Source organism: Cellulomonas xiejunii, from assembly GCF_024508315.1.
Taxonomy (GTDB): Bacteria; Actinomycetota; Actinomycetes; order Actinomycetales; family Cellulomonadaceae; genus Cellulomonas; species Cellulomonas xiejunii.
The window spans coordinates 2,344,585-2,357,138 of sequence record NZ_CP101987.1; the positions used below are offsets into that span (position 1 = coordinate 2,344,585).

The window sequence follows — 12,554 nt, forward strand, 5'->3', positions numbered from 1 at the left end:
GCGGGCTAGGCTGGCGGCGTGACGATCGCTCCCGAGGGCCGCCGCATGCTCCGGGTGGAGGCGCGCAACGCCGCCACCCCGATCGAGAAGAAGCCGGAGTGGATCCGCACGCGGGCCACGACCGGCCCCGAGTACAGCGAGCTCAAGGGCCTCGTGCGCCGCGAGGGCCTGCACACGGTCTGCGAGGAAGCAGGCTGCCCCAACATCTTCGAGTGCTGGGAGGACCGCGAGGCCACCTTCCTCATCGGGGGTGACCAGTGCACGCGGCGCTGCGACTTCTGCCAGATCGACACCGGCAAGCCCGCGGCGCTCGACACCGACGAGCCGCGCCGCGTCGCCGAGTCGGTCCAGGCCATGGGCCTGAAGTACTCGACCATCACGGGTGTGGCCCGCGACGACCTGCCCGACGGCGGCGTGTGGCTGTACGCCGAGACGGTGCGCCAGATCCACGCCATGAACCCCGGCACGGGCGTCGAGCTGCTCATCCCGGACTTCAACGCCGTCCCGGAGCTGCTGGACCTCGTCAACGAGTCGCGTCCCGAGGTGCTGGCGCACAACCTCGAGACCGTGCCGCGGATCTTCAAGCAGATCCGCCCGGCCTTCCGCTACGAGCGCTCGCTGTCCGTCCTGACGCGTGCACGCGAGGCCGGCCTGGTCACCAAGTCGAACCTCATCCTCGGCATGGGCGAGACGACGGAGGAGGTCGTCGAGGCGCTGCAGGACCTGCACGACGCGGGCTGCGACCTCATCACCATCACGCAGTACCTGCGTCCGTCCGTGCGTCACCACCCCGTCGCCCGCTGGGTGCGTCCGGAGGAGTTCGTCGCGCTCTCCGAGGAGGCCGAGCGCATCGGCTTCCTGGGGGTCATGTCCGGGCCGCTGGTCCGTTCGTCGTACCGGGCCGGACGGTTGTGGGGCCAGGCCATGCGACGCCGCGGCCTGGATATCCCGGACGCGCTCGCGCACCTCGGTGAGCCGATGACGGCCCGCCAGGAGGCGTCGGCCCTCCTCTCCAGGACCACGGCGGGCTGACGCGGACGACGGGCTCGGTCGCACGCGCCCGCGCCGGTAGACTCCCGGCTCATGGCACGCGAGCGCTCCACGTCCCCGCAGGGCTCCTCCTCGAGCACGGGGGCGAGCACCGGGAAGGTCAAGAAGACCCGCTGGTACCACCAGGTCTGGCAGGCGTTCCAGATCACGCGGCAGTCGGACCCCGCGGTGACCTGGATCATGCTGGCGGTGTTCCTCGGCATCGTGGCGCTCGGCGTCGTGATCGGCCTGCTCATCGACCAGCTCGTGTACGTGCTGCTGCTCAGCGTCCCGTTCGCCCTCCTCGGCGGGATGTTCGTGCTTGCCCGTCGGGCCGAGACGGCCGCGTACACGCGCATCGAGGGTCAGCCCGGCGCGTCCCTGGCAGCGCTCGGCACGCTGCGCCGTGGCTGGACCTTCACCCAGGAGCCCGTCGCGGTCGACCCCCGCACGCAGGATCTCGTCTTCCGGGGCGTGGGGCGTCCCGGTGTCGTCCTCGTCGGCGAGGGACCGTCCCACCGCGTCGGCAAGCTGCTCGAGGCGGAGCGCAAGCGCACGGCACGCGTCGTGTCCGGTGCGCCGATCCACCTCATCCAGGTCGGTGACGGCGAGGGCCAGGTGCCGCTGCGCAAGCTCCCGCGCACCGTCACCAAGCTCAAGTCGCAGCTCACCAAGGACGAGGTCGCGGTCGTCCTGCGCCGGGTCACGTCCCTCGGGGCGGCGAAGCTGCCCGTGCCGAAGGGGATCGACCCCACGCGGGCGCGCCCTGACCGCAAGGGCATGCGGGGGCGCTGAGCCCCTGACCGGCGCGCCGGACGGTCAGCGCGGGACGGTCAGCGCCGGACGAGAACCGTGCCTGCGGCACGGTCGTGCAGGCCGCGACCGTCGCCGTCCCAGACCACCGCCGGCAGCACCAGGCAGAGCAGCACGGTCCGCACGAGCGCGGAGAGCACGCCCGGTGGGCGCTGCGAGAGCTGAGGCGGCCCGTCGGGCGTCGCCGGGATCGTGCGCCGCACCTGCAGACCCAGCAGGCGGTGCCCCAGGGTGTGCCCGAGCGTCGCGAGGAGCACGACGTTCTCGAGCGCGAAGACGGCCAACGTCGCCAGCGAGTCGCCACGCAGCAGGAAGAGCCCGTCGGTGCGCGCAGGCAGGAGCACCGCGGAGACGGCGAGGCACGCGGCCCAGTCGATCGTGAGTGCGACGACCCGGCGGCCCAGCCGCGCGAGCGATCCAGGACCGGTCGCGGGCAGCCCCAGCCGCGCGCCACGCGGGAGCCCCTCGTCGTCGCCGTGGCCACCGGGCCCACCCTCGAGCCAGGACCCCACGGAGCCACGCGTCACCATGGCGTCAGCCTACGTGCGCCCCCAGACCGGCCCGACGCGCTGCCATGTCGTGCGATCGTTACCTCGCACGCAGGTCCGTAACTTCCCGGAAACAGCAGGGCCACGGCAGGGAAACTCTCCCCTCCTAGCCTCGCTCTGCCCGGGACGACCGGGCACCATCGACCGAGGAGCAGCGGATGTTCACCAAGCCAGAGGAAGTCCTGGCGTTCATCAGGAGCGAGGACGTCAAGTTCGTCGACGTGCGGTTCTGCGACCTGCCGGGCGTGATGCAGCACTTCAACGTGCCTGCCGCCTCGCTCGACGCGGACTTCTTCACGGACGGCCAGATGTTCGACGGGTCCTCGATCCGTGGCTTCCAGGCGATCCACGAGTCGGACATGAAGCTGATCCCGGACCTGACGACGGCGTACGTCGACCCGTTCCGCACGGAGAAGACGCTCAACATCAACTTCCACATCGTCGACCCGTACACCGACGAGCCGTACAGCCGCGACCCCCGCCAGGTGGCCGCCAAGGCCGAGGCGTACCTGAAGTCGACCGGCATCGCGGACACCGCGTTCTTCGCGCCCGAGGCCGAGTTCTACATCTTCGACGACATCCGGTTCCAGACCCGCCAGGACGCGTCGTTCTACTACATCGACTCCATCGAGGGCGCCTGGAACACGGGCCGCAAGGAGGAAGGTGGCAACCTCGGGCACAAGACGCCCTACAAGGGTGGCTACTTCCCCGTGCCGCCGGTCGACCACTTCGCCGACCTGCGCGACCAGATCTCGCTGCAGCTCGACGAGCTGGGCTTCCAGGTCGAGCGCGCCCACCACGAGGTCGGCACCGCCGGCCAGGCCGAGATCAACTACCGGTTCGACACCCTCGGCAAGTCGGCCGACAAGGTGCAGCTGTTCAAGTACGTCGTGAAGAACGTCGCGCACGAGAACGGCCGCACCGCGACCTTCATGCCGAAGCCGCTGTTCGGCGACAACGGCTCGGGCATGCACGTGCACCAGTCGCTGTGGAAGGACGGCGAGCCGCTGTTCTTCGACGAGAAGGGCTACGGCGGCCTGTCCGACATGGCGCGCTGGTACATCGGCGGCCTGCTCAAGCACGCCCCGGCGCTGCTGGCGTTCACCAACCCGACGGTGAACTCCTACCACCGCCTGGTGCCCGGCTTCGAGGCGCCGGTCAACCTGGTCTACTCGGCGCGTAACCGCTCCGCGTGCATCCGCATCCCGGTCACCGGCTCGAACCCGAAGGCCAAGCGCATCGAGTTCCGCGTGCCGGACCCGTCGTCGAACCCGTACCTGGCGTTCGCGGCCATGCTCATGGCCGGCCTCGACGGCATCCAGAACCGCATCGAGCCGCCCGAGCCGGTCGACAAGGACCTGTACGAGCTGCCCCCCGAGGAGCACGCCCTCATCCAGCAGGTCCCGGGCTCGCTGTCCGAGGTGCTCGACAACCTCGAGGCCGACCACGACTGGCTGACCGCCGGCAACGTCTTCACGCCGGACCTCATCCAGACGTGGATCGACTACAAGCGCTCGGCAGAGGTCGACCCGATCCGGCTGCGCCCGCACCCGCACGAGTTCGAGCTCTACTACGACTGCTGATCGGCTGCTCCCGATCAGTCGGCACCGAGGGGCGTCCCGTCAGGGGCGCCCCTCGTGGCGTGTCCGGCGACCGGGCGGCCCCGCACACGGCGTCGGTGGCAGGACGTCGCCTGCCACGCGCGTCGGAGCTCAGTCCCTCGAGTCGGGCCGCAGGAGCCAGCGGTCGACCCGGACCTCGACCATGACCCGCGGCCCGTCCTGGCGTTCGTCGGCGGCGTCCCAGCCGTCGTACTTGGCCGCGAACCGGGCCAGGAGCGGTGCGTGCGCGTGGATGTCGCGGTCCACGTACGCGTGGCCCTCGGCGACGACCGGCCGGGACCCTGAGCCGTCGACCGCGATCGCCACGCGGGGGTCACGCTCCATGTTGGCGACCTTGACGTTGACCGTCGAGCTCGCGATCCAGAACGTGTCCCCGTCGAGCAGGAACCACACGGGCGTCACGTGGGGCGAGCCGTCCGGTCGCAGCGTCGTCAGCCACACGCAGGGCTGCACGGCGAGCCCGCTGCCCGAGCCAGGCTGCGGGCCCGCTCGGCCTGCACCGTCTGGTCGGCCTGCGTCGTCGACGTCAGGCCGCATCCCGGCCAGCACGATGTCGAGCATGCGGGGCACGAGGTCGGGCACGTCGCGTGCCACCGGCTCGGGCAGCGGACGGGTGATCAGCCCGATGCCCAGCACGAGGTCGAGCGGTTCCAGGTCATGGCGGACGAGGCCGGCGGCGCGTGCGGCCTCCAGCAGGTCACCCACCCCCGCGAGCGTCGCGGTCTGCGCGATACGCACGTGCGCGGACATGTCGTCCGTGAGGTGCTCGGTCAGCGCGGCGGACAGCGCCCCCAGGTCGAGCTGGACGAGCCGGCGGACGTACGCGTGCCACGCGGCTGCCGGGTCGTCGGACATACGATCCAGCGCTTCGTCGGCCGCCGTGTGCACGTCGTCCAGGATGGCGAGGGCCACCTCCTCGGCGAGAGCGGCCCGCGAGGAGAAGTTGCGGTACAGCGTCGCGATGCCCACGTCGGCCGCCTCGGCGACGGCGTCGAGGGCGATGTCGCGGCCATGCAGCGCGAACAGGCGCCGGGCCGCGCGGATGAGCGCGGCGCGACGACGCGCTGCGTCCGCGCGCATGGCCCCTCCTCGGTGTGACGATGCCCACGTACGGGCCTCTCGATACCCATCAGCCTAACCGGAGGTCTATCATCCACATAAGCGGACGACGATCCTCCGCTTGTCCCGGATGAAGGAACTCATGACTGCGACGACCGAGCTCGCCCCCCCGCGCGACCCTGAGGGCGAGGTCGCGCCTCCGCGCAAGCGCAAGCAGCTGACGAAGCTGCTCGGCATGACCGTCGCGCTCGGCGCGGTCCTGGCCATCCTGCTGGCCATCTTCATCCTCCCGTCGCTGAAGAGCGGGCCGACCGACCTGCCGGTGGGGCTCGTCGGGTCCTCGCAGGAGGCCGACCGCTTCGAGGAGGCGTTGACGGCCTCCGCGCCCGGCGCTTACCACGTCCAGGAGTTCACCGACCAGGCGACGCTGGTCGAGGCGGTGCGCGGGCGCGAGGTCGTCGGCGGCTTCGTCGTCGGGCCCAACGGTGTCCACAGCGTCGTCGCGTCCGCCGGTGGCGGCGCCATCGCGCAGTCCGTCTCCGCCACCGCGCAGGCCATCGGCACCGCGATGGGCGTCCCCGTCACGACCGATGACGTCGTCGCGCTGCCGACCACCGACCCGTCGGGCATCGGCATCGGCGGCCTGGCCTTCCCGCTCGTGTTCGGCGGCATCGTGCCCGTCGTCGCGTTCCGGACCGCCTTCGCGCGCAGCAACACCTGGAAGCTCGTGGGCCTGCTCACCTTCTCCGTGGTCGGTGGCCTCGTCGTCGCCACCGTGCTGCGGTTCCCCTTCGGCAGCATCGACTCCGCGTTCCTGCCGGTCGCCGGCGCCATGGCACTGGGCATCGCCGCCATGGCGTTCCCCCTCACCGGGCTCCAGGAGGCCTTCGGCGGCAAGGGGTTCACGATCGGCGCGATGTCGATGATGTTCCTCGGCAACCCGTTCGCGGGCATCGCCACCACTGCCGCGTGGCTGCCGACCGGGCTCGGTGCGTTCGGGCAGATCCTGCCCCCCGGGGCCACCGGCACCCTCGTCCGCTCGGTCGCGTACTTCGGTGGCACGGGTGGTCTGACCGCCGGTCTCACGCTCGGTGCGTGGGTCGTCATCGGGCTCGTGGTCCACGCGATCGGCTCGCGTCGCACGAGCAAGGCCGCACCCGCCGTGGCAACGGCCGAGGTGGCCGCGGCCTGACCCACCCGCGACGTCAGCGGCTCAGCCCGCCGGGCCGAAGCCAGCACCACGGTCGGGTCAGCCGGAGAAGACGCGCTCCACGGCGCTCGCGCGCGACGCGCGCGAGCGCCGTGTGGTCGTGCGGCAGGTCGACACCGCGCGCCGGCAGCTCGACCCGCGACAGCCCGGTCAGCGGTGCGCGACCGCCCCGGCGTCCGCCCGCGCCTGCGACGTCACCGCGTCGAGCGCGACCACGTGGGCGCACTGCTGCACGATGCGGTCGCTGTGCGTCGAGATGAGCACGAGCGCCCCAGCCTGCGCCTGCTCCGCGAGGATCTCCATCACGAGGCCCGCGTTGGCGTGATCGAGCGCCGACGTGGGCTCGTCCGCCAGGATGAGCGAGGGCTCCTTGAGGACGAGGCGCGCCAGCGCGATGCGCTGCTGCTCACCGCCCGAGAGCGTGTAGATCCGCTCCTTCTCGGCGCCGCGCATGCCGACCCTGGCTAGCGCGGCGTCGATCGCCTGCGCGCTACCGCGCCGCTGCCGCCGTCCGTGCAGCGGGAGCAGGAGGTTGCGACGCACGTCCCACTGCTCCACGAGCCCGTAGTTCTGGAAGAGGAACCCCAGGACGTCACGGAAGCAAGCCCGCGACGCCATCTGCGACCCCGCGCCGAACGACCACTCGCCGAACGAGATCCGGCCGCCGTCGACGCTCTCGAGCAGCCCGACGCAGTTCAGCAGCGTCGTCTTCCCGGAGCCGGAGGGCCCGGTCACCGCGGCCATCACGCCCGACGGCACGGTGAACGACAGCCCCGACCAGATGGTCCGGCCGCCGAACGTCTTGGTGAGGTCGCGGACCGCGAGCTCGAAGGGTGCATCTTTGAGGCGTGCCATGTCTTGTCCCCGCGGCGTCGTGGATTCTCAGTAGCGCTTGATGAGGTCCGCACGGAAGCGGGACTCGTAGATCCGGATCGAGACGACCGCCACGGCCACCTGGATCACGAGGAAGACGGTCGCGACCGCCAGGTCGCGGGGCGCGGCCCTCACCCCGCCGGCCACCGCGGCGAGCCCGATCCCGGCGCCCGACAGTGCGACGGCGCCCACCAGGTACCGCGCGTGCCGCGCGGTGAAAGGGTGACCGTGGATCAGGCCGACGAACATCGGGCGCTTCCTCCGGTCGCAGTACACGACCACCATGACGATCGCGGACAGGACGAGCAGCGTCCACCCGAGGGCGAGGCTGAACACGTCCATGCGCAGCTCGCGCTGCGCCAGCGCCACGGAGGTGGCGACGGCGTCCGCCGCGTTGTCGATGCCCTGGAAGGCGTCGCGGGCCCCCCGCTCCTGCAACCCGGCGTCCAGGACGTCAGGTTCCGAGAACAGCAGCCGGTCCCGTGAGGCGTACGACACGTACAGCAGGGGCGAGATGAGCCCCGAGGCCGCCGAGACGACCGCGACGACCGGGTCCTCGACGAACAGGCCCTCCTGCTGCATCTCCGCCGGCAGGTAGGCGGTGCCGCCGTAGGTGAACAGGTCCTGGCCCGGCGCGGTCAGCATTACCTCGCCCTGCGCGTCGCACGTCGCCCCCTCGGCGGGCGGCCCGACCATGCACGTGAAGTCGCCGAAGTAGGCGACGTACTCGTCGAGGAGCGCCTGCGCGTCACCCTCCCGACCCGACGGCACCAGCAGCGTGAAGGTGTTCGGCTCCTGCGGGAGGTTGCCGATCCGGCGGCCCTCCGCGTCGTGGACCACCTGACGCTCGAGGTACTCGTCGTTCACGATCAGCAGCATGTGACCGGTTCCGTCGGCCTCCTGGCCACCCTCGCCCGCCCCGCCCTCGTCCTCGTAGTGCGCCTCCGGCACGGCCAGCAGCACCTGACCCGCGGCCTCCATCTCGGCGACCACCGCACCCAGGCCGGGGGCCGCGCGCCTCTGGTCCTCCTCACCCGATCCGCCCGCGACCGACAGCCGCAGGGCGTAGAGCGGGTCACCCGTCTCCCAGTGCCGGGACGTGTCGAGGCTCGCCTCGACAGCCTCGACCCTGCCCAGGGAGGCGATCGACGTGGCGAGCACGATGGCGAGGACGATGATCTGCGCCCCTGCGGCGAGCAGGCCGACGCGCAGGGACATGCGCTCACCCTTGAGCACGACCGGGACGTGGGCGCTCGGCAGGGTCAGGACCGCCACGACGACGAGCATGACGACGACGGCATACAGCACCGCGAAGGTACCGGCCAGGACGCGCAGAAACCCCAGCGCCTGGTGGAACTGCGTCACCAACCCCAGGACCGGCACCCCCACGACGACCAGCACCGCGAGCCCGACCCCGAGGGTCCTGCTCGCCGCGACGACCTCCGCCCGGAGGTCGTCGGCCCGTCGGTACCCGTGAAGGGCCTTCAGTGCGTAGACCTTGCGCTGGCAGGCCACGGAGTACGAGATCGCCAGGCCGAGCGCGACGACCATCACGGCGAAAGAACCCCCGAGGTTGCCCTGGCCCGCGACGTAGAGCAGCAGGCCCAGCACCGGGACCGTGCCCTCCCGGGCGGTCATGCCGGCCTCCTCGAGCGCCCCCAGCAGGGCCGGCATCTCATCGGCGGTGGCGTCGGTGACGTAGCGACCGCGCAGATCCTCGGTCGTGATGGAGTCCGCGTCCAGCACCCGTGTCGCCATCGCCTGCGCGAAGAACGTCGGGTAGTCGTAGCCGCCGTTCGACGTGAATGCGTCTTCGTCACCGACGAAGACGAAGAGAATCCGCCCCTCCGCGGAGTTCCGCGGGTCGGGGTGCACCTTGTAGATGTTTCTACCAAACTGTTCGGCGGCCGCTGACATGGCGTCAATCGCCGCGTCCTTCGTGGGAGCCTCGACGCTCTGCACGTCGAACGACCGACGAGTGCCGGCCGGCCGCTCCTCGTCGATCACGACGAAGAGCTGGAACGCGATGATGGATGCCAGGACGACGGACATCCACAGCGTGACCGATGCGATGCGATGCATGACGGGATCTTCCTGCCGGTCGCAGCACCGGGCGCCCGCGGGCGCCCCACCGGATGGGCTTTCTGCGTCGTGCAGTCACGCACCGATTCGGACACCCGGAGAAACGGTGCCGACGGCCGCCCGACGAGGAAACCGGAGATCCGACGACGTGACGACTCCTCATCCGCCGCGAACTCCGTGGAGAACGTATCGACACTCGCAGACGGGGTCAAGCATGATTACGACATACGTCAAAGTTGCACGTGCGACCCCGTGGATGTGCTATTTGAGGGCTCGTCAGCCGTAGAAGACCCGCTCCACCACCGCCCGCGCACGCCGCGCGGTCCGCAGGTACGTCTCCTCGAGCATCGCGCCCGACCCCGGGGGGTGACCCAGCACGCGCGCGACGCCCGCGAGCGCCGTGCGGTCGTGCGGCAGGACGTCGGCGTGCGCCCCCTCCGCGCGGCCGGTCCACAGGACGTTCGCGTCGCGCACGCGGGACGCGAGCAGCCACGCCTCGCGCAGGACGGCTGTGTCGTCCGCCGCGAGCAGTCCGGCGTCTCGCGCCGCGTCGAGCGCGTCGAGCGTCGAGGTCGTCCGCAGACCGGGTACCTCGTGCGCGTGCTGCAGCTGGAGCAGCTGGGCGGTCCACTCGACGTCGCTGATGCCGCCGCGGCCCAGCTTGAGGTGCCGCGAGGGCTCGACTCCACGCGGCAGCCGCTCGGCCTCCACCCGTGCCTTGATGCGCCGGATCTCGCGCTCCGTCGCGGCATCGAGACCACCGGCGGGGTACCGCAGCGGGTCGACGAGCGCGACGAACCGCTCCCCCAGGCCTTCGTCGCCCGCGACGGGCCGCGCGCGCAGCAGCGCCTGGCTCTCCCACGGGGACGACCACCGCTGGTAGTACTCGACGTACGCGTCGAACGACCGCGCCAGCGGGCCGTTGCGCCCCTCGGGCCGCAGGTCGGCGTCCACGCTCAAGGTCGGCTCGGGACCGACGCTGCCCAACAGCTGGCGCACCCGCGTGGCCACCGCCACCGCGAAGTCCTGCGCCACCTTGCCGTCGGCCCCCGGCACGGGGTCGTGCACGAACATCACGTCGGCGTCCGACGAGTACGCCATCTCACGCCCGCCCAGCCGGCCCATCGCCACGACGAGGAGCCGGGTCGGGCTCTCATCCAGCCCGGCGGCGGTGCGGGCGTCGGACTCCGCGACCCGCAGCGTGCCGGCGAGCACAGCGTCGGCGGTGACCGTCAGGCTCTGCGACGCCCGCACTCCCGTCGTCACGCCGAGCACGTCCGCGACCGCCGTGCGCGCCAGCTCCCGCCGTCGCAGCGCGCGCAGCGCCGTCACGGCCGGCACGGGCTCGGCGGCACGACGCAGGACCGCGTCGGCCTCGGCGGCGAGCCGCTCGGCCGACCGCGGGGCGAGCTCCGCGTCATCGTCGAGCCACGTCACGGACTCGGGCGACCGGCTCAGTGCGTCGGCGACGTACCGCGAGGTCGACAGCACGTGCGCGAGGTTCTGCGCCGCGGTGCCCGAGTCCCGCAGCAGCTTGAGGTACCAGTGCGTCGTGCCGAGCTGGTCGGACAGGCGCCGGAAGGCGAGCAGACCGCCGTCCGGGTCGGCCCCGTCCGCGAACCAACCGAGCATGACGGGCAGCAGCTGGCGCTGGATCGCCGCTCGCCGGGAGACGCCGTCGGTCAGCGCGGCGATGTGCCGGACGGCACCCGCCGGGTCCCGGTACCCGATGGCGGCCAGCCGGGCGCGCGCCGCCTCCGGCGCGAGCCGCGCCTCCTCGGTCGACAGCGCGGCGGTGGCCGGCAGAAGCGGCCGGTAGAAGAGCTCCTCGTGCAGACGCCGCACGTCGCGGCGGGTGGTGCGCCAGCGCGCGAGCAGCCCTTCCGGGCCCTCGGACCGCATGCCCATCGTGCGGGCGAGGCGCCGCAGGTCCGCCTCCGACGTCGGCACCAGGTGCGTGCGCTGCAACCGGTGCAGCTGGATGCGGTGCTCCATCATCCGCAGCCACCGGTAGCACACGGCCAGCTGCGCGGCGTGGTCCCGCCCGACGTAGCCCCCGGCGGCCAGCGCCGCCAGCGCCGTCAGCGTGCTGGGGCTGCGGATCGTCTCGTCCGCACGCCCGTGCACGAGCTGCAGCAGCTGCACCGTGAACTCCACGTCCCGCAGGCCACCGCTGCCGAGCTTGAGCTCACGGTCCGCCTCGGCGCGCGGGATGTGAGCCTCGACCCGACGGCGCATCGCCTGCGAGTCCTCGACGAAGTGGTCGCGCTGGACCGCCGACCACACGAACGGCGACACGGCCTCGACGTACGCGCGTCCCACCTCTCGGTCGCCCGCCAGCGGGCGGGCCTTGAGCAGCGCCTGGAACTCCCAGGTCTTCGCCCAGCGCTCGTAGTACGCGCGGTGGCTCGCGACGGTCCGCACCAGCGGGCCGTCCTTGCCCTCGGGCCGCAGCGCGGCGTCGACGGGCCACAGCGCGGGCTCCCCCGCCGGGGCGCAGCAGGCCCGCGCCACGCCGGCGGCCAGCCGGGCGCCGGCGACCATGGCCACGTCCTCGGGGGTGCCCTCCACGGGCTCGGCGACGTACACGACGTCGACGTCGGAGACGTAGTTGAGCTCCCGGCCGCCCGCCTTGCCCATCCCGATCACGGCCAGGCGCACGCCGCGCCCCTCGTCGTCCAGCTCGGCGCGCGCGAGCGCCAGCGACGCCTCGAGCGTCGCCGCCGCGAGGTCGGCGAGCGCGGCACCGACGCCCGGCATCCGGCTCAGGGGGTCGTGTGCCGTCAGGTCGGTCGCCGCGATGCGCAGCAGCCGCGTCCGGTACGCGCGCCGCATCGCGTCGACGCCCGAGGTGCCGGCCAGCCCGGCCACGGGCACCTCGGCGTCAGGGTCGGCCTCGACGGCACGCAGCAGCTCGGCACGCACCTGTCCCGCGTCGACACCGAGGCCGGGGGCCGGGTCGGCGACGACGCGCAGGTTGTCCGGGTGCGCGGCGAGCGTGTTGCCGATGGCGGACGAGGCGCCGGTCAGCGCGAGCAGCCGGCGGCGCGCCGCCACGTCGTCGGCCAGCACGTCACGCAGCAGGCCCGACAGCGCCGGGTCCCGCTGCACCGCCCCTGCGACCTTCGCGAGCGCGAGCAGCGCCTCGTCGGGGTCGCCGACGTCGGCCAGCTCGCCGACGACGTGGTCGACCACGTCCGGGTCCACCGCCCGCAGCGCCGCGTCCGCGAGGAGCCGCTCCGCGCGCGGCACGTCGGCCACGCCCACCCGAGTCAGCCGGGCTGCGACAGAGGCGCCGCGGCCCGTGGACGTGGACAT

General features: G+C 72.3%; 9 protein-coding genes. 4 read left to right on the forward strand and 5 right to left on the reverse strand.

The window, feature by feature from the left end; genetic code table 11:
* Positions 1-18: 18 nt before the first annotated feature.
* A complete protein-coding gene (lipA, locus tag NP048_RS10705; protein ID WP_227575598.1) occupies positions 19-1,032 on the forward strand; it encodes a lipoyl synthase in 1,014 nt (337 codons plus the stop codon).
* A gap of 51 nt (positions 1,033-1,083) precedes the next feature.
* Entirely contained in the window at positions 1,084-1,824 is a 741-nt protein-coding gene (locus NP048_RS10710) for a DUF4191 domain-containing protein (RefSeq protein ID WP_227575599.1), read from the forward strand.
* Between the two features lie 38 nt (positions 1,825-1,862).
* On the opposite strand, the gene NP048_RS10715 is transcribed toward NP048_RS10710, so the two are convergent.
* Positions 1,863-2,372, reverse strand: a complete 510-nt coding sequence (locus NP048_RS10715) for an RDD family protein (protein WP_227575600.1) — start codon at positions 2,370-2,372, stop codon at positions 1,863-1,865.
* Positions 2,373-2,548: 176 nt separating this feature from the next.
* On the opposite strand from NP048_RS10715, the gene glnA reads away from it, so the two are divergent.
* The gene (glnA, locus tag NP048_RS10720) at positions 2,549-3,973 is read left to right on the forward strand and encodes a type I glutamate--ammonia ligase (RefSeq protein ID WP_089799516.1); all 1,425 of its coding nucleotides are present in this window, start codon (positions 2,549-2,551) and stop codon (positions 3,971-3,973) included.
* Positions 3,974-4,102: 129 nt separating this feature from the next.
* On the opposite strand, the gene NP048_RS10725 is transcribed toward glnA, so the two are convergent.
* A complete protein-coding gene (locus NP048_RS10725; RefSeq protein ID WP_227575601.1) occupies positions 4,103-5,092 on the reverse strand; it encodes a TIGR03618 family F420-dependent PPOX class oxidoreductase in 990 nt (329 codons plus the stop codon).
* Positions 5,093-5,213: 121 nt separating this feature from the next.
* Here NP048_RS10725 and NP048_RS10730 point away from each other — a divergent pair, with 121 nt between their 5' ends.
* Complete coding sequence (locus NP048_RS10730) at positions 5,214-6,263, forward strand: hypothetical protein (RefSeq protein ID WP_227575602.1); 1,050 nt, start codon at positions 5,214-5,216, stop codon at positions 6,261-6,263.
* 168 nt (positions 6,264-6,431) lie between these two features.
* Here the strand turns inward: NP048_RS10730 and NP048_RS10735 are convergent, their stop codons facing one another.
* The 3 genes from NP048_RS10735 to NP048_RS10745 form a co-directional block, all read right to left on the reverse strand.
* Positions 6,432-7,136, reverse strand: coding sequence for an ATP-binding cassette domain-containing protein (locus NP048_RS10735; protein WP_227575603.1), 705 nt, complete (start codon positions 7,134-7,136; stop codon positions 6,432-6,434).
* A 27-nt stretch (positions 7,137-7,163) separates the two neighbouring features.
* On the reverse strand, positions 7,164-9,236 hold the full coding sequence (locus NP048_RS10740; protein WP_227575604.1) for a hypothetical protein: 2,073 nt from the start codon (positions 9,234-9,236) through the stop codon (positions 7,164-7,166).
* 276 nt (positions 9,237-9,512) lie between these two features.
* Positions 9,513-12,554 (reverse strand): bifunctional [glutamine synthetase] adenylyltransferase/[glutamine synthetase]-adenylyl-L-tyrosine phosphorylase, encoded by a 3,042-nt coding sequence (locus NP048_RS10745; RefSeq protein ID WP_227575605.1) that lies wholly within the window; start codon positions 12,552-12,554, stop codon positions 9,513-9,515.